General features: G+C 72.1%; 20 protein-coding genes. 5 read left to right on the top strand and 15 right to left on the bottom strand.

All coding sequences use genetic code 11. The annotated features are described in order from the left end of the window. Positions 1-4 precede the first annotated feature (4 nt). From IEY86_RS15720 to IEY86_RS15700, 5 genes are all read right to left on the bottom strand, one after another. Entirely contained in the window at positions 5-646 is a 642-nt protein-coding gene (locus tag IEY86_RS15720) for a TetR/AcrR family transcriptional regulator (RefSeq protein ID WP_189132302.1), read from the bottom strand. A gap of 182 nt (positions 647-828) precedes the next feature. Then, positions 829-2238: a S28 family serine protease gene (locus IEY86_RS15715; protein WP_189132301.1), complete on the bottom strand. Its 1410-nt coding sequence runs from the start codon at positions 2236-2238 to the stop codon at positions 829-831. A 192-nt stretch (positions 2239-2430) separates the two neighbouring features. Continuing rightward, positions 2431-3222, bottom strand: a complete 792-nt coding sequence (locus tag IEY86_RS15710) for a MerR family transcriptional regulator (RefSeq protein ID WP_229698457.1) — start codon at positions 3220-3222, stop codon at positions 2431-2433. 10 nt (positions 3223-3232) lie between these two features. Then, on the bottom strand, positions 3233-4138 hold the full coding sequence (locus tag IEY86_RS15705) for a short-chain dehydrogenase/reductase (protein WP_373287031.1): 906 nt from the start codon (positions 4136-4138) through the stop codon (positions 3233-3235). Continuing rightward, a complete protein-coding gene (locus IEY86_RS15700; protein WP_189132300.1) occupies positions 4135-4278 on the bottom strand; it encodes a hypothetical protein in 144 nt (47 codons plus the stop codon). The genes IEY86_RS15705 and IEY86_RS15700 overlap by 4 nt, the downstream gene beginning before the upstream one ends. Positions 4279-4622: 344 nt before the next feature. Between IEY86_RS15700 and IEY86_RS15695 the strand changes: the two genes are divergently transcribed. Together IEY86_RS15695 and IEY86_RS15690 are read left to right on the top strand one after the other, a co-directional pair. After that, the gene (locus IEY86_RS15695; RefSeq protein WP_189132299.1) at positions 4623-5603 is read left to right on the top strand and encodes a winged helix-turn-helix domain-containing protein; all 981 of its coding nucleotides are present in this window, start codon (positions 4623-4625) and stop codon (positions 5601-5603) included. Between the two features lie 174 nt (positions 5604-5777). Next, positions 5778-6632, top strand: a complete 855-nt coding sequence (locus tag IEY86_RS15690) for a fumarylacetoacetate hydrolase family protein (RefSeq protein WP_189132298.1) — start codon at positions 5778-5780, stop codon at positions 6630-6632. A gap of 168 nt (positions 6633-6800) precedes the next feature. On the opposite strand, the gene IEY86_RS15685 is transcribed toward IEY86_RS15690, so the two are convergent. After that, entirely contained in the window at positions 6801-7862 is a 1062-nt protein-coding gene (locus IEY86_RS15685; RefSeq protein ID WP_189132297.1) for a Gfo/Idh/MocA family oxidoreductase, read from the bottom strand. Between the two features lie 55 nt (positions 7863-7917). Between IEY86_RS15685 and IEY86_RS15680 the strand changes: the two genes are divergently transcribed. After that, a complete protein-coding gene (locus IEY86_RS15680) occupies positions 7918-9051 on the top strand; it encodes an ROK family transcriptional regulator (protein ID WP_229698456.1) in 1134 nt (377 codons plus the stop codon). Positions 9052-9103: 52 nt separating this feature from the next. On the opposite strand, the gene IEY86_RS15675 is transcribed toward IEY86_RS15680, so the two are convergent. From IEY86_RS15675 to IEY86_RS15640, 8 genes are all read right to left on the bottom strand, one after another. Continuing rightward, entirely contained in the window at positions 9104-9883 is a 780-nt protein-coding gene (locus IEY86_RS15675; protein ID WP_189132295.1) for an HAD-IIA family hydrolase, read from the bottom strand. Positions 9884-9998: 115 nt separating this feature from the next. After that, positions 9999-10712: a phosphonatase-like hydrolase gene (locus IEY86_RS15670; protein ID WP_189132350.1), complete on the bottom strand. Its 714-nt coding sequence runs from the start codon at positions 10710-10712 to the stop codon at positions 9999-10001. Between the two features lie 194 nt (positions 10713-10906). After that, positions 10907-12037, bottom strand: a complete 1131-nt coding sequence (locus IEY86_RS15665) for a TIGR03364 family FAD-dependent oxidoreductase (RefSeq protein WP_189132294.1) — start codon at positions 12035-12037, stop codon at positions 10907-10909. A 131-nt stretch (positions 12038-12168) separates the two neighbouring features. Continuing rightward, on the bottom strand, positions 12169-12915 hold the full coding sequence (locus IEY86_RS15660; RefSeq protein WP_189132293.1) for a GntR family transcriptional regulator: 747 nt from the start codon (positions 12913-12915) through the stop codon (positions 12169-12171). Positions 12916-12984: 69 nt separating this feature from the next. Continuing rightward, complete coding sequence (locus tag IEY86_RS15655) at positions 12985-13389, bottom strand: DUF3224 domain-containing protein (RefSeq protein WP_189132292.1); 405 nt, start codon at positions 13387-13389, stop codon at positions 12985-12987. A 77-nt stretch (positions 13390-13466) separates the two neighbouring features. Then, complete coding sequence (locus tag IEY86_RS15650; protein ID WP_189132291.1) at positions 13467-14012, bottom strand: hypothetical protein; 546 nt, start codon at positions 14010-14012, stop codon at positions 13467-13469. A gap of 210 nt (positions 14013-14222) precedes the next feature. Continuing rightward, positions 14223-14615: an STAS domain-containing protein gene (locus tag IEY86_RS15645; RefSeq protein WP_229698455.1), complete on the bottom strand. Its 393-nt coding sequence runs from the start codon at positions 14613-14615 to the stop codon at positions 14223-14225. A gap of 59 nt (positions 14616-14674) precedes the next feature. Continuing rightward, positions 14675-15424 (bottom strand): GAF and ANTAR domain-containing protein, encoded by a 750-nt coding sequence (locus IEY86_RS15640; protein WP_189132290.1) that lies wholly within the window; start codon positions 15422-15424, stop codon positions 14675-14677. Between the two features lie 67 nt (positions 15425-15491). Between IEY86_RS15640 and IEY86_RS15635 the strand changes: the two genes are divergently transcribed. Continuing rightward, positions 15492-16715, top strand: a complete 1224-nt coding sequence (locus IEY86_RS15635) for a winged helix DNA-binding domain-containing protein (protein WP_189132289.1) — start codon at positions 15492-15494, stop codon at positions 16713-16715. On the opposite strand, the gene IEY86_RS15630 is transcribed toward IEY86_RS15635, so the two are convergent. Then, positions 16689-18476 (bottom strand): DUF2264 domain-containing protein, encoded by a 1788-nt coding sequence (locus IEY86_RS15630; protein WP_229698454.1) that lies wholly within the window; start codon positions 18474-18476, stop codon positions 16689-16691. The two genes, IEY86_RS15635 and IEY86_RS15630, sit on opposite strands and share 27 nt — an antisense overlap. A gap of 103 nt (positions 18477-18579) precedes the next feature. Here IEY86_RS15630 and IEY86_RS15625 point away from each other — a divergent pair, with 103 nt between their 5' ends. Next, positions 18580-19674 carry a small ribosomal subunit Rsm22 family protein gene (locus IEY86_RS15625; protein WP_189132287.1) on the top strand — a complete coding sequence of 365 codons (1095 nt, stop codon included), beginning with the start codon at positions 18580-18582 and terminating at the stop codon, positions 19672-19674. The last annotated feature ends 9 nt before the right edge of the window (positions 19675-19683 follow it).

Below are 19683 nucleotides of genomic sequence, written 5' to 3'. Positions count from 1 at the left end.
TCTCTCAATCGGTGTGGTGTCCACACGCCCGGTGCAGCTCGGCGAGCGTGAAAGCGGGTCCTGGCAGTTCGGAGCGCTGAGGTGCGCGCATGCCGTCCAGTAGTAGCTCCAGGTGCCGATGCGCGAAGCTCTCGAAATTCACGCAACTGCTGCCGGGCAATGGGCGGGTGAGCTGGGTCAGCGCGACCATGAGGTCACCGAGCGCCACATCGGGACGTATGAGCCCGGATTCAAGAGCTTCGAACATCATCGTGTCGAGACCGCGCATGAGACGGTCCCGAGCCATAGCGAACTCATCATCGTCGGTCATGTCGTCGGTCAGCAACGGAAATATCGCGCCCACGCGGCGGTCCACCGCTCGGTGCGCGAAACGGCGCAGCGCCATGAAAGCGTCCGGTTCCTCGGCCTTGGCCTGCTCGGCCTCCTCGGCGAGTGCGGTCATCACATCCAGGCAGACGTGCCGGATCAGGTCCCGCCGGTCGGGGAACCGGCGGTAGAGGGTCGCGTTGCCCACGCCGGCGCGGCGCGCGATCTCGTCCAGAGGGACGTCGGCGCCGTGCTCCACGAGCGCGTCGACCGCTGCGGCGAGGATCCGCCGTCGGTTGCGGCAGGCGTCCGCCCGAAGCCGGGGTTCCGAGATCTCCATGGCCGGTTAAACGGGGAGGGAGTCCCCGTTTATTTCCTTCCCCCGTTGTGACCCCCGTCACAGAAAAGCGACGGTGGCGTGGGCCTGATGCCCACGCCACCGCACGCTACTGGTGACCACTGACAATGTGCTGACAGATCCGCCCCGAGCAGGGGACTACCGGAACACCGCCCTTTCGCGCGCTACAGCGGACGCCGCTCCAGACCCTCGTTGTAGGAGTCGAGAGCGGGGATGCGCTCCGTCTTCAGCTTGGCGCCGCTGCCGCCCACTCCCGCCCAGCGCCGCAGGTCGGCCGTCGCCGCGGTGCGGTCGGCCGGGACCAGCTTGGAGATGTTCGCACCGTGGTTGGCGCCCGGGGCGAAGTACCGGGCGGAGTCCCGGGTGCCGTGGCCGAGGCGGAACGGCTCGGCGCCCCAGGGGTCGCTGTCGCCGTAGACGAACAGCAGTCGGCTGCCGTGCCCGCGCACCCACCGGTCCACGTCCGCCATCGCGTGACGCTCGAACCGCATCGGGATCTCCCGCGGCACATAGCTGCGCGGGACATAGGTGCCCGGGTAGCGCTGAAGGTCCTTCAGGAGCGGCGGGTGGATGGCCGGGGCGCCCAGCTGGGTGCCCGCCTGGTAGTAGTACGGCGTGTACGGGCTCAGGCCCTGGTCGGTGTAGGCGTCGAAGCCGGAGACGTCGTCGACGAACGAGTAGATCGCGTCGGTGGAGGCGGTCGTCGCCGGGACGTCACCGCACGCGCTCTCGCCGCTGTACTGCCGGAAGGTCCACACCAGGTCCATCACGACGTTCTCGTACGCCTTGTCGGCGCTGCCGACCACGGTGAAGGTCCGGCCCTCCGACTCGGCCCATGCCTGGTACTTCTTCACGATCTCGTCGCGGCGCACCAGGGCCTCGCGCTGGATCGCGTCGAGCGCGTCGCGGCACTCCTTGGTGCCGACCGTCCTGAAGAACTTGTCGTAGGCCGAGTCCTCGTCGTTCACCACGTCGTTCGGCGCGACATAGGCGACGGTGCCGTCCACGTCGTGCGGGTAGAAGCGGTGGTGGTAGACCGAGGTCATGCCGCCCTTGCTGGCACCCGTGGAGATCCACGGGCCCGGGTAGATCTTCTTCAGTGCCTTGACCAGGCGGTGGTGGTCGGTGGCGGCCTGCCAGATGTCCAGCTTCGACCAGTCGGCCGGCTCGGCGGGGCGCGAGGGGGTGAAGAACCTCTGCTCGACCGAGATCTGGTTGCCGTCGATCAGCTGCGTGGGCTCGGAGCGGAACGGGGCGGTCCGCACGTTGTAGCCGCTGGTGTGCAGCACCATCGGCCGCGACTGCGATTTGTGCAGCAGGGTCAGCCGCTGCTCGAAGGTGCCCTTCCAGGGCTTGCGGTGGTCGATGGGCTGCTTGTAGCTCAGCAGAAAGAAGCGGTAGCCGGGGTCCGTGGGCGATTCACTGATCACCGTCATCCCGGGGATGGCCTTGATCTTGGCGAGGATGTCCTCCTGGGACGGCCTGGCCACGGCCGGAGCGGCCGCGCCGGCGCCGAGGGCCCCTATGAGCAGCACGACCGACAGCAGCCATCTGACGAGTTTGCGGTTGCGCACGCGTCCTCCATGTCGTGAAGCGTGTCCTGCACACGGTGGGCGTGTTCAACGCCCCGCGAGACGCTACGGATCGAGCGGCCCCGCGGCTACATCGGTCGTGTAACAACGCGCTCGGGGACGCCCTCGGATCGGGGCGCCCCGGTCGCGGTCGCGGTACTTGTCCCCGCACCGGCCCCGGTCATGGGCACCCGGTCACCCGTTCGCCGGTGCCTGATCACCCGTCCGCCGCCCGGACGCGCTCAGCAGCCCGCCGACCTCCGCCCGTACCCGCCGCTCCATCGACCGGGAGAACTCCGCGCACGCGACATCCCCGGCCACCGGCCGCAGCCGCTCCACCGCCCCCGCGAGAGCGTGGGCCCGCTCAGCCGACAGGGGGAGTTCGCCCAGGACGTGATGGCGCACCAGGCCCACGAAGAGGTCGGCCATCGCGTCCACATGCGCCCGCAGGCGCTCGGCGGTCTCCAGCACGGCTTCCAGCGGCACCCCTTCACGCACCAGGGCCGCCGACCCCTCGAGCAGGCGGCGGCTGAAGTGCGTGGCCCGGCCGCCCTCGACCGTGAGGTGGCCGAGGGCGGCGGCCCGGGCGATGTCGGCCTCGGTCGCCCGGCCGCCGAACATCGCCAGCATCTCCTGCGTGGGCAGTGTCACCGGTTCCTCGTGCGACCACGCCTCGGTCATCGCCCGTTCCAGGCCCAGCAGCTCACCGACCCCGCTGCCCTGCTCCCACGCGGACAGCAGTTCACCGATGCCGGTCAGGGTGTGCCCGCGCTCCAGCAGCTCGGTGATCACCCGCAGGCGGGCCAGATGCGCCTGGGAGTACCAGGCGATCCGGCCCTCCCGGCGGGGCGGGGGCAGCAGCCCGCGCTCCTGGTAGTAGCGCAGATTGCGCACCTTGACCCCGGCTGCCCGGGCCAGCTCCTCGATCCGGTACTCGCGTCGGGGTCCCGGCCGGTCGTCGGGGGTCTGGTCGTCGGGGGCGCTCACGCGGCAGAGCCTATTGGGGCGCCTCCGGTGCGCCGGTCCTGGCGCGCTCCGCCGCGTCCGCCGCACCGCCCGCCCCGACGAGCGAGGTGTCGACGGAGGCGTCGATGTCGCCGCGGTACTTGGCGATCTGCGAGGGGACCAGGCGCCCGACCGTGCCGGGCACCGTCCATCTGATGGGCTGGAGGAACCGCACCCAGCGCTGCCCGTACACATGCGGCGCCCGGCGGGCGATGCCGTCGGCGATCCGCTCCACGGTGGGGCCGAGGGGGTAGATGCGGCCCAGCGGGAACGGCAGGGAGCCGCGCATCTTCTCCAGGCCCTCGTTGGTGTGGGAGCCGCGCACCATGTCGGTGTCGGTCCAGCTCAGATAGCCGACGCCGACCCGGACCCCGTCGCTCGCCACCTCGGCGCGCAGGCAGTGCGCGAACGCCTCCACACCCGCCTTGCTCGAGCAGTAGGCGGCCATCATCGGCGCGGGTGCCATGGCCGCGATGGAGGCGATCTGGAGCAGGTAGCCGCGCGACTTCACCAGCTCGGGCAGGAACGCTCGGGCGGTGGCGATGCTGCCCAGCAGATTCACCTCGATGACCCGGTTGAACGTGGCCGGGTCGGAGGAGGAGAACGGACCGCCCACCGCGATACCGGCGTTGGCCACCACGACGTCGATCCGCCCGAAGCGCTCGGCGACCTCGGCGGCGGTCCGCTCCAGGGCGTGGCGGTCCGTGACGTTGACCTGCCAGTGCGCGGCGTCCGGGCCGCACGAGGCGGCGACGCGCTCCAGTTCCTCGGGCTCCAGGCCGAGCAGGGCGATCCGGGCGCCGCGGGCGTGCAGCGAGCGGGCGAGCGCGGCGCCGAGGCCGCGGGCGGCTCCGGTGATGACGACGACCTGGCCGGTGAGTTCCCGCTTCATGCTCACTGGTTCTCCTTCTGCTGGGCCGGATTCTGCTCGACCGTGGGGGCGGTGGCGTCGCCGTGCACCTCGACATGGAGTCGGGTGCCGTCGGCGGAGGTGACCAGGTGCTTCTCGCGCGGGGTGAGCGTCTGCGTCGCGTACATCGCGGGGCTGCCTCCCAGGGGCCGGGCAAGCCGGCCATGGCCATGCCAGTAGATGATGGCGCGGTCGCACCGTAAACCTCGCCAATGAACACTGGCAAGGTCGGGAAAGGCCATTTGTGGGAGGGCGCGGCGGCGCATCGCTTGTCGCACGGCGGAAGTTGGGCGCCCCCGGCGCGACGAAGGGTCGCCTGGGGTGTTCGTCTCACCGCGGGCGAGCCCCTCTCCGCACTGCCACCCCCGTAGGCGGTGCGGAGAAGGGGCTCTGGTCAGCTTCGGTGATCGTTGGCTGGAAGTCGCGGTGTTTCGGGGTGGCCCGAAGGAGCAGCCGCGGACAGAATCGGGGCGTGGCCTTTCGGATCCACTTCACCGCCGAGGACCTGGCCCGCACCCGGGTCGCGTCCTCGCCATGGCCGCTGTGGGAACTGGTCATAGCCATCCGCGAGTTGCAGGTCCGCGGCAACCCCACCCGCCTCGGGGCCTGGCGCCGCCAGGTACTGCCGGAACTGCCCGCGGGGGCCCGAACCCTCTTCGAACTGGTCAAACCCCTCGGGGTCTCACCCGCCTTTCTCTCCCCCACCCGCGTCGGCACCGTCGAGGAACTCCTCGACCAGGTCCGCTCCACTCCCAGGCACGAGATACGCCGGGCGCTCGACGACCTGGCCCTCCATCAGCCCGTGCCCCGCTGGGCGCCCCGGCTCCTCGACGACCCCCGCGCGCTGACGGATTTGGCCGACACCCTGGGCGCCGTCCATGAGAAGGCTCTGGCCCCCTACTGGCCCGAGCTCAGCGACGCCGTGCGCGCCGACCGGGCCGTGCGCGGGCGGGAGTTGCTCGACGGCGGGGTCGAGCGGCTGCTCGCGGGGCTCTTCCCCGGCCGCGTCCGATGGCTTGCGCCCGTCCTCGAGCTGGACATGTGCTCCGGGCTCGACGGCGATCTGCACCTGTGCGGACGAGGACTCGTGCTGGCGCCCTCCGCCCTCGTCTACGCCGGGTTCCTGATCGAGGCAGACGCCGACCCGCCCGTCCTGGCGTTCCCCGCCCGCCACGGCCCGCGCCTGCCCCTGGGGGTTCGCGCGTCCGAGGGCGCTCCGCCGTCGCTCGGCACCCTGCTGGGCCGTACCCGCGCCGCCGTTCTCCACGCGGTGGCCGACCGCCCCGGCTGCACGACCACCGAGCTCGCCGCCAGCGCCGGGATCGCCCTGGCCAGCGCCAGCGAGCATGCCTCGGTCCTGCGGGACGCGGGTCTGATCACCACTCAGCGGCACCGCAACACCGCCCTGCACACGCCCACACACCGTGGCATGGCGCTGCTGGACGCGACGTAGAAGCGACCCGGGAGGCCGGAACACCGCGGTTACTGACCAGTCCTCGGACAGGGCTTGCGCGGCCAGGGGGGCCGCCAGAGCATGTTGGATTCCGGCTGCCGTCTCCCTCGGTGGGGTCGGCATGCCCGGAATCGACCGACCCGCTGACCGATCGCCGACCTCGGAGTGCTGTCTGTGAAGCTGTTGCGTGTCGGACCCCCTGGAGCCGAACGACCCGCGCTGCTGGACGGGAACGGAACCCTGCGCGACCTGTCGGGGGTGGTGCCGGACATCGGTCCGGCCCTGCTCGCCGAGCCGGACGGCCTCGACCGCGTGCGCGCGGCGGCCGACGCCGGACTGCCCGGGCTGGACCCGGCCGGACTGCGTGTCGGGCCGCCGCTGTCGCGTCCCGGGAAGATCGTCTGCATCGGCCTCAACTACCACGACCACGCGCGCGAGACGGGGGCCGCCGTCCCCGGGGAGCCCATCCTGTTCATGAAGGCGCCCGACACGGTCGTCGGCCCGCACGACCATGTGCTCGTGCCGCGCGGCAGCGAGAAGACCGACTGGGAGGTCGAACTCGCCGTCGTGATCGGCCGCACCGCCCGCTACCTGGAGACCCATGAGGAGGCGCTGGCGCACATCGCGGGGTACGCGGTCGCGCACGACGTCTCCGAGCGCGCGTTCCAGATCGAGCGCGGCGGCCAGTGGGACAAGGGCAAGAACTGCGAGACGTTCAATCCGCTCGGCCCCTGGCTGGTCACCGCCGACGAGGTCCCCGACCCGCAGGCGCTGTCCCTGAAACTCTGGGTCAACGGCGATTTGAAGCAGGACGGCACCACCGCCGAGATGATCTTCCCTGTAGCGGAAATCGTCCGGTACTTGAGCCGGTTCATGACCCTGTACCCAGGGGATGTCATCAACACCGGCACCCCGGCGGGTGTCGCGCTCGGCCACCCGGAGCCCAAGCCCTATCTGAGGGCGGGTGACGTGGTCGAGCTGGAGATCGACGGGCTCGGCCGCCAGCGGCAGGAGCTGAAGGACGCCTGACCGCGCCGGGGGCAGGTGAAGGACCGCCCCAGGGCGCCGATCATCGGCCAGGATGATCGGCGCCCTGCGGGCTCACCCGCGCGGGAGCCTGCCGGCCGAGCCAAAACCCGGTGGCTCCGCGGGGAGCGGGCGGAAACGGCACTGCGGATGGAGCGGGCGGCAGCGGGCTCAGAGCCGGACCGCGCGGCCCTCGGCGGCCGATCGCCCGGCCGCTTCGAGGACGCACAGCACATTCACCGCGTCCGACCCCTCGACCGGCGCGGGACCGCCTTCCCGCAGCGCCTTGGCGATGCCCCTGTAGTACGCCGGGTAGTCGCCCGGAAGGCTCGGGACCAGCCGGGTGTCCTCGCCGGCCCCCACCGTGCCCCACATCTCCTCCGGCTCCGCGCCCCAGGTGTGGTCGTGCGTAGAGACCGGGTCCCAGCCCTCCTTCAGCGCCGCCTCCTGCGGATCGAGGCCGTACTTCACATAGCCCGCCCGGCTGCCCAGCACCCGCAGGCGCGGCCCGAGCCGTGAGGCCACCGCGCTCATCCACAGGTGGGAGCGCGCCCCGCCGCGGTGCCGCAGCGCGATGAACGCGTCGTCGTCGGCCCTCGCGCCCTCGCGCCGTACGTCCACCTCGGCGTAGACCTGCTCCGGTGGGCCGAACAGCGTGAGCGCCTGGTCCACGAGGTGGCTGCCGAGGTCGTACAGCAGGCCGCCCACCTCGGCCGGGTCGCCGGACTCGCGCCAGCCGCCCTTGAGCTCGGGGCGCCAGCGCTCGAACCTCGACTCGAAGCGCAGGACGTCCCCCAGCTCGCCCTTGTCCATGAGCGAGCGCAGGGTGAGGAAGTCGTTGTCCCATCGGCGGTTCTGGAACACGCTCAGCAGGAGTCCGCGCTCGGCGGCCAGCTCCACCAGTGCCTGGCCCTCGGCCGCCGTCCCCGCCAGGGGTTTGTCCACGACGACCGCGATCCCGGCCTCGAGGGCCGCTCGCGCGAGGGGCACATGGGTCCGGTTGGGGGAGGCCACGACGATCAGATCGGGGTGTGCGGCCAGCAGCTCGTCGAAGGCGGAGAGGACGAGGGCCTCGGGGTGCTGCGCCCGGACCTGGTCCCGCCGGTCGGGGTCGGCGGTCACGACGCTGGTGAGCGCGAGGCCGTCCGTGGCTTCGATCAGCGGGCCGTGGAAGACGGAGCCGGCGAGGCCGTAGCCCACCAGGCCGACGCGCGAAGGGATGCCGATGCTCATGCGGATACTTAAGCAACACTGTTGCCAAAGTTCAAGGCGATGGGACAATGGTGGAGTGACCATAGGAATCGCCGGAGCCAATCTGCCCGCGTTGCGCAGCCACAACGACGCGGTCGTCCTCGATCTGATGCGCACCTCATCGGCCATCGACGAGGGCGGGTTCAGCCGTGTCGAGATCGCGGCCAGGACGGGACTGACTCCGCAGGCCGTCAGCAAGATCCTGGGGCGGCTCCGGGAAGAGGGAGTGGTCGAGGAGGCCGGGCGGGGCGCCTCCACGGGAGGCAAGCCCCGCACGCTGATGCGGCTGGTCCGAGGAGCCCGCTACGCCGTCGGTGTGCACATCGACCGCGACGAGCTGACCGTGCTCCTCGCCGATCTTGCCGACCCGCCGGGTATGCCGACGGTCGCCCGGACCGTCGCCTTCAACCTCGGCGCCCACCCGGAGGCCGCGCTGGCCAGGGTGATCGAGGAGGCACGGGCCACCATGCTGGGCGTCGAGGGCCTGGTGCTGGGTGTGGGCGTGGCCTGCCCCGGGCCACTGGACCACAAGGCCGGGGTGCTGCACCGGGTCACCCACCACGCCGAGTGGGACGGCTTCCCGCTGCGGGACGTGCTCGCCCAGCGGCTCGGTCTGCCGGTGGTGCTGGACAAGGACACCAACGCGGCGGTGCTCGCCGTCCTCGGTGATGTGCGCAGCGCCAACTGCGCCTATCTGCACCTGGGTACGGGACTCGGGGCCGGGCTGGTCCTGGACGGGACGCTGTACCGGGGGTCGCGCTCGGGGGCCGGGGAGTTCGGCCACCAGGTCGTCCAGCTCGACGGCCCGGTGTGCGCGTGCGGCAGCCGGGGCTGCCTGGAGGCGCTGTGCCTGGCCGCGCTCGGCGCCCGCGACGTCGTGGGCGCCGCCCATCTGCTGGGCATCGGCGCGGCCAACCTGCTGCGGCTGCTCGACATCGACCGGGTCGTGCTCGGCGGACGGGCCGTGCTCGCCGAGCCCGAGCGGTATGTGCGCGAGGTCGGCGCGGTGCTCTCGGAACGGCTCCAGGACCCGGCACGGGACACCGTCCCGGTGACGCTGGTGCCCGGGGGAGCGCGGGCGGTGGCGGACGGGGCCGCCGAGCTGGTGCTGGCACCGGCCACCAGGACGTCCCTGCCGGGCAGGGTCGGATCGTCCCCGCCGACCGCCTAGAGGCTTTCCGGCCGCCCGCGCCTTCCGGTTGCCCCGCGGCCTTCTGGATCTTCTAGATCTCGTCGACCAGGTCCGCGATCGAGTTGACGACCCGGCTCGCCCGGTACGGGAATCGGTCGACCTCCTCCGGACGGGTGAGTCCGGTGAGCACGAGCACGGTCTCCATGCCCGCCTCCATGCCCGCGAGCACATCGGTGTCCATCCGGTCGCCGATCATCGCGCTGGACTCGGAGTGGACCCCGATGCGGTTCAGGCCCTCGCGCATCATCAGCGAATTGGGCTTGCCCACGAAGTAGGGCTCCTTGCCCGTCGCCTTGGTGATCAGGGCGGCCACCGAACCCGTGGCCGGAAGGGCGCCCTCGGCGGAGGGGCCCACCTCGTCGGGGTTGGTGGCGATGAACCGGGCACCGTCGTTGATCAGCCGGATGGCCTTCGTCAGCGCCTCGAAGCTGTAGGTGCGCGTCTCTCCCAGCACCACGTAGTCGGGCGCGGTGTCGGTGAGGACGTAGCCGATGTCGTGCAGCGCGGTGGTCACGCCCGCCTCGCCGATGACGTACGCGGTACCGCCGGGGCGCTGGCCGTCGAGGAACTGCGCCGTCGCCAGCGCCGAGGTCCAGATCGACTCCACGGGCACCTCGAGGCCCATGCGGTTCAGCCGGGCGTGCAGGTCGCGCGGGGTGTAGATCGAGTTGTTGGTGAGGACGAGGAACGGCTTTCCGGAGGTCCGCAGCCGCTTGAGGAACTCGTCCGCGCCGGGGATGGGGGTGCCCTCGTGAATCAGCACCCCGTCCATATCGGTGAGCCACGACTCGACCGGCTTGCGCTCTGCCACTGGGCTGGCTCCACTTCGTGCTGTTGTCCGACAAGACTTCCAGACAGGGTCAGCCTAACGGCGGGGCGCCGCGGACGGCCGCCGCGTCCGCTGCCCGAGACACGCGCGCGCCCGGCTACCGGGACTCCAGGAGCGCGGGCAGTTCGGCCACGGAGCCGAGGACGTGGGTGGCTCCCGACTCGGCCAGCCTGCCCTTGCCGTGTGCTCCGGTCAGCACGCCCGCGACGACACTCGCCCCCGCTCGGCGGCCGGTCAGCATGTCGTAGCCGGTGTCCCCCGCCACGGCGATCCGCCGGACGTCCCGTCCGCCCGTGCGCAGCAGGGCGTGCAGCACCATGTCGGGGTAGGGGCGGCCGCGTCCGGCGTCGGCCGGGCACAGGGTGAGGTCGACCAGCCCGTGCCAGTCGAGCGCGTCCAGGACGCGGTCCCGGGTGGCCCGGGAGAACCCGGTGGTCAGCACCACCTTGCGTCCGCCGGCCCGCAATCGCTCGATGGCCTCGACCGCGCCGGGCAGGGGAGCGCAGCCACCGGCGTCGATGAGGTCGTGGTAGGCGTTCTCGAACTCCCGGTTGGCGCGCTGGGCGAGGCCCTCGTCGCCGAAGAGCTCACGGAAGACGGAGATCTTCGACTCGCCCATCGTGCGGCGCACGTAGTCGAGTTTGGCCTCGTGGTCGTCGCTGCCGGGGATCACTCCGCACCGCTCGGCGGCCACGGCGAACGCCTGCTCGACCAGCCCGCGGTCGGCGACGGTCGTCCCCGCCATGTCGAGCACCACGAGCTCGATGCGGCCGTCCGCGTCGTCCCTCCGGTCGTCCCTCTTGTCGTCCATCCTGCTGTCGTCCCCCCTCCTGTCGCCGGCCTTCTTCTCGCCGGTCCTCTTCTCGCCGGTCCTCAAGCCGTCGCTCCTGTTGGCGTCCATGTTCTCCATTCCCTTCCGGATTCCTTTCCGGATTCCCTTCCGGTCCTTCACGCCGTCGCCGTCGTCGCTGCCGTCGCCGCCGGTCCTGTCCCTCATGGCGCCGTTCACCAGCCGAGTTCGTCCGCGGTCGTCTCGGCTATCGCCGGGGAGCAGGTCATGCCGCGCCCGCCGGGGCCGGTCACCAGCCACACCGCGTCCCGTACCTCCTGGCGGTGGACCACGCGGGAGGAGTCGGCGCACTGCGCGTACACGCCGGCCCAGCGGCGGCGGATCCGCGGCAGAGGGCGGCCCAGCAGGGACGCGGCGACGGCGGCCAGGTGCTCGTACGGCTCCTCCACGACGTCGAAGCCGAACGGCTCGTCGTACTCATGGGTGTCACCGACGGTCAGCCCGCCGTCCTGGCGCTGCACCATCAGCAACTGCATCCGGTGCCGGGTGGCGACCGGTGTCCGGGGGTGTCCGGAGGTGAGCGCGTCGAGCTCGGGTCCTGAGTAGGCCGGGTAGTAGCGGAAGCTGTCGCCGTCGGCGACGGAGGTGGTGAGTGCCTCCCCGAGGGGGTCGGTCTGCATCATCTGCAACCGCACACGGCGCACCGGCAGGTCGGGGGCCAGCTCGCGCACCAGGCCGCCGGTCCAGGCGCCCGTGCAGAGCACGACCGTGTCGCCCGAGTGCACCTCGCCGCGGTCGTCGCGCACCGAGGCGCTGCCGGGCGGCCCGTCCACCGCCCGCACCTCGCGGCCGCCGAGAAAGGTGTACCGGCCCGAGGCGAGCAGCCGCTCCTTCAGGAGGCGCTGGGCGGTACGGGGCTCGACGGCGGCGTCACGCTCGCACCACAGGGCGGCCAGGTGGTCCCCGCGCAGGGCCGGGTTGAGCTCGCGGGCCTCTCGCGGTGACAGCAGTTCGAGCCCCCGGGCAGCGGCGTCGGGGCGGTCCAGGACGGCGCGGGCCACCGCGAGTTCGGCCTCGTGGCGGACGAGGGTCATGGAGCCATGGGGCCGGAAGCCGAGGCCCGGCACCTCGGTGCCGATGCGCTCCCACAGCTCCCGGCCGCGCAGGGCGGTCTCCAGCTCGGCGCCACCGGCGCGCCCGCCGACCCACACCAGGCCGAAGTTGCGCACCGAGGCACCGCGCGCCTCGGGCTCGCGCTCGAGGTGGGTCACCTCGTGGCCCCGCTGGACCGCGTGCCAGGCGTGCATCGTTCCCAGCACTCCGGCTCCCACGACTATCACTCTCATGAAGCGAACGCTCCTCACGGCGGATGACCCGCGCACGACGCGACGACCACGCCATCGTGAACAGCGCGGGTCCGCTTGGACTAGACCCGTTATCTTTTCGTAATGATAGTCGGGAGGTGACGGGGAATGCCTCAGCCCCGCAGGTGTGTGGTGAAGCTGAACCGGTCGCCCCGGTACAGGGCACGCACCCGCTCCAGCGGGGTGCCCTCGGTGTCCCGGCTGAGCCGGTGGATCAGGAGCATCGGCAGCGCCGGAGGGGTGCCGATCAAAAGCGCCTCGCGAGGCGTCGCCAGGACCGTCTCGATCCGCTCCTCGGCCTCCCCGACGGCGATGCCGAGCCGCTCCCGCGCGAAGGCGTAGAAGGAGGAGCCGGGGTCGAAGTCCCGGTCCAGGCGAGGCGCCCGGGCCACCCCCACATAGGTGCTCTCGATGCCCACGCGCTCGTCGTCGGCGAGCAGGACCCGTTCCATGTGCCACACCGGGTCCCCGGTGGCGAGGCCGAGCTGCCCGGCGAGCGAGGCGTCGGCGGTCGCGCGGTCGAGGGAGATCAGCTTCCGTCCGGGTCGGCGGCCCTGGAGCCGTACCCCCTCGGTGTAGCTCGCCAGCGACAGCGGCTGTTCGAGCTTCGGTCCCGCGACGACGGTGCCCCGGCCCAGCCGGCGTACCCGCCCCTCGAGCAGGAGCTCACGCAGCGCCTGCCGCACGGTCTCGCGGGCCACCCCGAAGCGCTCGGCGAGATCCCGTTCCGTGGGGAGCAGTCCGCCCTCGCCGAGCTCGTCGAGGACCGCCGACAGCCGGGTCTTCACGGCGTAGTACTTGGGGACCCTGCCGTGCTCGGGGATGCCGCTGCGGACCGGGGAGTCGGGCGAAGCGTCCATGGGCCGATCCTCGCACGGGCGGCCGGACCGCCCGCGTCGCCGAAGCCCGGAGCGCTCCTCCCGCACGCGTCACTCCCGCGCGTGCTGGTCGTGCTCGAGCGTGTACGAGTGGGCGCCCTGGTCGTCGATGTCGATGGTGAGGGTGCCGGTGAGCCCGATGAGCTCCCCGGTGGCCGTGCCCGGGACCACACGGACCGACATCCGCTCCCCAGGGCCGCCGGGGGCGGTGTGGTGCAGGACGAAGGTGCCCGGCCGGCCGTCCAGCGTGCCGGTGAAGCGCTCGACCGCCACATAGACGGCGGGGTTGCCCTCGCCGTCGAGCACGGTCAGCAACTCCGCGGTGCCGGTGCCCTTCAGCGCTCCTTCGAAGGTCTTCTCCACATGGACCTTGCCGAGCGTGGCGCCCTCCCGCTCGTCGTAGACCCGGTCCTCCCAGGTGTCGATGGTGAATGTGCCCGTGGCCTTCTCGCCCATGGCCGTCGCCCTTGCCCTTCGACTCTTCCCGATCCTCGGCCGGTCCGGGGGTGCCGGTCCGGCTGCCGATCAGCCTGTCACGGGGTGCCGACATCCGTCCCGAGGACGGGAGGGGCGCCGGGGGCGGGTGAGCGCGCGGGCGCGGGACCGATGGGGCCGCCGCGCGCCGCGGGACCGGGTGCGGTGCCCGGCGCGGGCGGCAGATGGGTGCGGAAGCGGACCAGGACCGCGCCGTCGAGGGCGTGGTGGACCTGCACCCCGTCCATCTGCTCGCTCAACTCCCGGCACAGCGCCGCCACTTCGCCGGACGTCGCCGGGGCGGGCAGATCGCCGCCGTGCCAGTAGGAGGCGGGCTGGTCGTAGCCGTAGTCGGTGATCGCCACCGCGCAGCGTGGACCGTCCAGGCCCAGGGTGACCCGGTAGCGCCGGGCGAGCCCGTACTGCACCAGGTAGCCGCAGGCCAGCTCCACCGCCTCGGCGACCACTTTGCCGCACTGGTCCTCGGCGCCGAGGGCGTCCAGCGCCGCGCGCGACATCCGCGCGGCGAGCATGTCGCTGCCGGGGGCTCGGGACACCGAGAACGTCCACGACAGATCGAGATCCGCGCGCCTGGCGTCGGACATCGGAAGGCGCGACGGACGCACGTGATTCACCATGAGCGGGCCACGTCCTGCGTCATCGGGGGCTGCACTGCGCGCCGGGTGCCCACCAGGCCGGATCGGGCCAGGGTCGGGCCACCGCACACTCGCCGGAGAGTGCTGCCGGGGGCACGGGCAGTACTTCCACGCTAGAACAGCCAATCGCCCTGTGGCTAGGGCGCGTTGACACCGTGTTCACACCTGGTCTACCGAGCGCGACGAGTCCGGGGGGTCGGCGAGGATGGGGAAGTGGCCGCTGAGCCTGGTGAGGTGCAGCGTCTTCAGCGTGCGCGGGTCGCTGCACACCAGCCGGACCCGGCCGGAACGGGCGCACACGCGGTTGCGCAGGCGCACCAGGACGGACAGCCCACTGCAGTCGATGAAGGTGACTTTGCGCAGGTCCACGACGACGTCGGGCTCGCTCTGGTCACTGAGGGAGTCGAGGTAGGAGGACAGACGCGGGGCGCTGCAGGCGTCGACCTCGCCGCTCAGTTCGACGACGACGGCCTCGCCCAGCAGACGCTCGCGCACTAACGGCACGGACTGCGGATTGCACATGATGACCTCGGGAAAGTGCTTGGCGTTCATGCTTCGGCTACCCGACCACGCCTCGCGCACACGGGTGGAGGCAGGCGGCGGGTCCGGATTCAAGGTCGCGGGTCCCCGTCGGCCGGGCGCAAGCCGTCCGTGTCGGCGCTGCGTGCGACCACCGATCTGGCCACATCGGCGAGTCGTTCGTTGTGCGAGCGGGCGTAGCGGCGCAGGGTCGCGAAGGCGTCGTCCACGGTCGTCCCCCAACGCTCCGAGAGGATCCCCTTGGCCTGCTCCACGATCACCCGGCTCGTCAGCGCGGTCTGCAGCTGACCCGTGAGCACCCGCCCGCGCTCCAGGGCCCGCTGCTGGAGTATGCCGATGGCCGCGGCGTCGGCGAGGGCCTGGCCTATCGCCGCGTCACCGGGGGGAAGCCCCTCCGGGTCGGTGAGGAAGAAGGCCAGCGCGCCTATCACGTCCGTGCGCAGCCGCAGCGGCACCGCCGAGGTGACGCCGACTCCGGCCGCGGCCCCCATCGGGGCATATCTGGGCCAGCGCTCCGCCGCCGCGCCGAGGCCGACGGCCTCGATCGGCGATCCGCTGTGGTAGCAGTCGTGGCAGGGACCCTCCTCGTCCTCGAGGGCGAGCAGGTCCACCAGCCACGTGCTCCCCCGGGGGGAGCAGACAGTCCGTAAATCACCGTCGGGGTCTGCCAGCAGCAGCCCCACGGCGGTCACGTCGAGCAACTCGACGCAGCGGTCGGCGAGGAGCTGGAGGTAGCCGGGGAGGTCGAACTCTTCTGCCATCGTGTCGGCCAGTTCGACGAACGTCTCGGCGAGACGCTGCTCCCGACGCAATTGCACCATTTTCGTTCACCCACAGGTCGTTACTTCTCTGCATCGGTCCCCAGTGAGGGGAAGACAGGAGGATTCCATGCCGGAGCCGCTTCCGTTGGAACACGTGCGCGCCTGGTCGTTGGGGCGGCAGGGTCTGTCCGGCCAGGGATTCGGGGGCACAGCGGGGTGTGCGGACGTGGTCGGGGCCACGGCGGGGACCGGCGGCGTGTACTCCAGTGCCCCCACCTGCTACTTGACGTACGCCGCACGGGTGCCGGGGTTCCGGCTGAAGGACCTGGACCGGGCGCTGTTCACCGAACGGAGCCTGGTCCGGTTCCGATGCTTCCACGAGATGGTGTACATCGTGCCCGCCGAGGACGCGGGCTGGATGACGGCGGCCACGAAGGCCGCCACGGGCAACACTCGCACACTTCTGAAGATGAGCGGCCAGACCGAGCGCAGTTACGAGGAATACGCGTCGGGCATCGAGGCTGCGCTGACGGGACGGGAGCCCGCCACGGTCCCCGAGATCCGTGCGGCGCTCGGCGGCAGGGAGGGCGAGCCGGGCAACGTCCTCAGCAACACGGTCGCCCTGATGTGCCGCCAGAACCGTTTGGTCCGGGCGTCCGTACGCGGCTCCTGGACATCCAACTCCCATGCCTACACCACGTGGGAGCAGTGGTTCGGTACTCAGTTGGACCTTCCCGACCCGGCAGCGTCCAGGGTCCGTCTCGCCCGGCACTACCTGTCGGCGCTCGGCCCGGCGAGCGCGGCGGACCTCAAGTGGTGGGCGGGATGGACGGTCGCGGAGACCAAGGCGGCCCTGGCCGGCCTCGGCGACGAGGCGGTGGAGGTGGTGCTCACGGGGGAGGGGACCGGGGACACCCCCGCGTGGCTGCTCGCCGAGCACCTCTCCGAGGTCCGCGAGGCACCGGAGCCGACGGGGGTGCGGCTGCTGCCGTACTGGGACCCGTACGCCATGGGATATCTCAGGACCGCCCGGCAGCGTGTCGTGGACGACGAGGACCGGGCACGCGTCTACGACAAGTCGGGCAACGGCACCTCGATCCTGCTGGTCCGGGGCAGGGCCGCCGGGGTGTGGGAGTGCGACTTCGACAAGGGGGTCCTCACCGTCCATGTGGCACCGTTGCGCCCCGCCGCCGTCCGGGGACGTGCCAAGGAGATCGAGGAGGCCGCCGCCCGCATCGCGACCATGCTGAACGCCGAAGACCTCGTCGTACGCCCGGCCCCCCCGACGGCCCCCCTGGACGAGGGCGCCCGCAACGCCTTCATGTCACCGATCAGGCTCGGCGCGGCGTGACCACTGCGGTGTGGGTCCGGGTGGGGGCGGGGGTGGGGTGGGCCAGGGGTGGGCGGTGGGGGCGGGTTCGGTGAGGGCCAGGACGGCGCAGGTCAGGCGGGTCTCGCCGGGGGGCAGCTCGCCGGTCAGGGTGGGGAGCACCGTGCGGCGGGCGATCACATTGGTGCCGGGGAGGGGGTGGACCAGCTCCCCTAGGCGGGAGCCGTCGAGGTCCTCGATGACGCACAGCCCGGCTGGGGAGGAGAACGCCGCCCGGCCGGGGCCGACCGCCGTGCGGTGGGGCGCCGGGTCCCGGTCCACCGCGAAGGCGCCCTCGGCGGTGCGCAGCGGCCGGTCGGTCACCACGCGGTGGATGCGGAAGTGCCATGGGGGCTCGGCCAGCAGCCAGGTCTCGATCTCGACGCCCGGCCACGGCGACCAGCGTGAGAACAGCCTGCCGTCCTTCGCCTCCGGGTCCTTCGGCACCTCCCGTGTGCGCCAGTGGGCGCCCCCGTCGTCGCTGAGGGCCAGGGTGCTGTCGAACGCGCCCTGGTCCAGCCCCAGGCTTCCCGCGGGCACGCTGAAGCCGAAGTACGAGGAGTAGGCGAACTTCGCGTACTTGGCGGCGCCGTGACGTGCCCAGCCGTTGTGCTGGCGTGAGCTCAGCAGGACCACATGCCGCCCCTGCTCGGCCCGCATCAGCACCGCGCCCGCGTGGGGCTGGGTGGCGGTGTCCGGCAGCTCGGGCGCCGCCTGCTCCGGCGCGGTCCAGAAGGGGTGCGCCGCGGGCAGGGCCAGCGGCAGGAAGGCCTTCATCGACCAGTAGGGGGAGCCGGGCGCGTTGTACTGCTCGGCGAGCGTCGGCTGCGGATAGCCGTAGCCGACCGTCAGCAGGCCCCGCCCGTCCCTGACCGGCTGCCGCTGCCACCACCGCAGATGGCGCAGCAGATGGCCCTTGACGGCGCCCCACGGCAGCGCCTCCACCCCCGCGAAGGCCAGTGCTCCCCAGAACGAGCCCTGCGCGAACCGGTAGGTGAGGCTGCGGCCGAACGGCACGGCGGCGCCCTCGCCGGTGAACCAGTGCTGGTAGTCGCCCGCGAAGTCGGCGGCCCGCCGCCGGAACCGCTCGGCCCTGGCCGGGTCCCGCTCCCCGTTGAGCGCCGCGTAGATCAGTCCGTAGTAGTGCATGGCGAACGGGATGTAGTAGTCGCGCTGCTCGGTGGGGCCGTCGCTGTACCAGCCGTCGCCGAGCGCGAGTCCTTCCAGGTGATCCAGCCGGGCGGTGTTGGCGGCCGGGTCGAAGGGGACACCGACGCGGTCGAGGCCCAGGCCGACGAGGACGGGGAAGAACAGCCAGTTGTTGTCGCCGGTCTCGGTGGTGAGCGCGGTGCTCAGCCAGGCCGCCGCACGGTCGCGCTCACGGCCGGTGAGCGGGTCCCAGAGCCTTTCCGGCGCCAGCGCCAGGGCGAGGCCCAGGGCGGCGCTCTCCACGATCCTCTGGTCGCGGTGCGTGGGCGGCCCCCAGTACTCGGGGTTCTCCGGGTCCGTCCCGGCCGCCAGACCGCGCTGCCACGGCTCCCAGTGCCCGAACGCCCCACCGCCCGCCGCCAGCGGCGCGAGCCCCCACAACGGACGGGCGAACGCCTCCAGTTCGGCGGCCGCGTCGTCGTACACCGCGGTGTTCGTGCCCAGCCGCAGCCGTGCCCCGCCGGGGCTGAAGTGGGGCAGCAGCGGCTCGGCGAGGTCGAGCAGCATCCGCCGCGGTTCGTCCCGGTCGGACACGGTCGGCCTCTCTCGGCGGGCAAGCGGGTACGACGAACGATGATCGGCACGGCATGGTCCTTCCCGCAACCGCGCGTCGTCCGTGAAGTGGGAGGATGGACCGATGGAACTGCCCGAGGAGCTGGGGCTCGCCTTCTCTCGCGTGCTCGCCGGACTGCCCGCCGGCCAGGTGGCCCGCGCCGTGGACCGCCTCATGGACAACTACCGCGGCACCATGGCCACCGACAAGCCGCTGCTCGCCTCACGGGCCGACGTGGCCGCTTACGCCGCCTACCGGATGCCGGCGACCTACGCGGCCGTGCGCTTCGCCCTCGGCGAGTTCGCCCGGCTCGCTCCCGAGTGGGCCCCGCGCACCCATGTGGACGTCGGCGGGGGCACCGGGGCCGCCGCCTGGGCCGCGGCCGACACGTGGCCGCGGGTGGCCTCGACGACCGTGCTCGACTGGTCGGACGCGGCCCTCGACCTCGGCCGTGAGCTGGCGTCCTCCTCACCCGCGCTCAAGAGCGCCCAGTGGCGCAAGGAGTCCATCGGCGCCGGGCTCGACCTGCCGGACGCCGACCTCCTCACCGTCTCCTACGTCCTCGGCGAGCTGACGGACGAGGACCGCGCAACGGTCGTCTCCCAGCTCATCGACCACGGCGGCGTCGTGGCCGTGGTCGAACCGGGCACCCCGGCCGGGTACGCCCGCATCCGGGAGGTCCGCGACCGGCTCATTGCGGCCGGGATGTCCGTCGTGGCGCCCTGCCCGCACAACGGCCGGTGCCCGATCGTCCCCGGCGAGGACTGGTGCCACTTCGCCGTCCGGCTCAGCCGCTCCTCCCTCCACCGCCAGGTCAAGGGCGGCTCGCTCTCCTACGAGGACGAGAAGGTCAGCTACGTCATCGCCTCCCGGGTCCCGCTGCCGAGGGCCGAGAACCGGGTGATGCGCCACCCGGGCCGGCGCAAGGGCATGGTCTCGCTCCAGTTGTGCACACGGGAGGAGGCGCTGGGGCAGGCCGTCGTGACGAAGAAGCGCCATGGTCCGCTGTACCGGCGGGCCCGCGACACATCCTGGGGGGACGCCTGGCCGCCGGTCGACAGCGGTGACGGACGCAGTCGTGAGGGAGGCATCGGTGGCCGAGGCATCGGTGACGGAGGCATGGGTGACCGAGGCACGGGTGACGGAGGCATGGGCGGCGGAGGTGACGTCGAGCAGTGACGGCTTCCC

It is taken from the genome of Wenjunlia tyrosinilytica (genome assembly GCF_014646055.1).
GTDB lineage: Bacteria > Actinomycetota > Actinomycetes > Streptomycetales > Streptomycetaceae > Wenjunlia > Wenjunlia tyrosinilytica.
This window is presented reverse-complemented; position numbering and strand designations above follow the sequence as displayed.

Excerpts from the sequence above, each read along its gene's own strand:
- IEY86_RS15720 (WP_189132302.1), bottom strand. The coding sequence starts at position 646 with ATGGAGATCTCGGAACCCCGGCTTCGGGCGGACGCCTGCCGCAACCGA.
- IEY86_RS15700 (WP_189132300.1), bottom strand. The coding sequence starts at position 4,278 with ATGTACGCGACGCAGACGCTCACCCCGCGCGAGAAGCACCTGGTCACC.
- IEY86_RS15685 (WP_189132297.1), bottom strand. The coding sequence starts at position 7,862 with ATGAGCATCGGCATCCCTTCGCGCGTCGGCCTGGTGGGCTACGGCCTC.
- IEY86_RS15670 (WP_189132350.1), bottom strand. The coding sequence starts at position 10,712 with ATGGACGACAAGAGGGACGACCGGAGGGACGACGCGGACGGCCGCATC.
- IEY86_RS15665 (WP_189132294.1), bottom strand. The coding sequence starts at position 12,037 with ATGAGAGTGATAGTCGTGGGAGCCGGAGTGCTGGGAACGATGCACGCC.
- IEY86_RS15660 (WP_189132293.1), bottom strand. The coding sequence starts at position 12,915 with ATGGACGCTTCGCCCGACTCCCCGGTCCGCAGCGGCATCCCCGAGCAC.
- IEY86_RS15655 (WP_189132292.1), bottom strand. The coding sequence starts at position 13,389 with ATGGGCGAGAAGGCCACGGGCACATTCACCATCGACACCTGGGAGGAC.
- IEY86_RS15650 (WP_189132291.1), bottom strand. The coding sequence starts at position 14,012 with ATGTCCGACGCCAGGCGCGCGGATCTCGATCTGTCGTGGACGTTCTCG.
- IEY86_RS15645 (WP_229698455.1), bottom strand. The coding sequence starts at position 14,615 with ATGAACGCCAAGCACTTTCCCGAGGTCATCATGTGCAATCCGCAGTCC.
- IEY86_RS15640 (WP_189132290.1), bottom strand. The coding sequence starts at position 15,424 with ATGGTGCAATTGCGTCGGGAGCAGCGTCTCGCCGAGACGTTCGTCGAA.
- IEY86_RS15635 (WP_189132289.1), top strand. The coding sequence starts at position 15,492 with ATGCCGGAGCCGCTTCCGTTGGAACACGTGCGCGCCTGGTCGTTGGGG.
- IEY86_RS15625 (WP_189132287.1), top strand. The coding sequence starts at position 18,580 with ATGGAACTGCCCGAGGAGCTGGGGCTCGCCTTCTCTCGCGTGCTCGCC.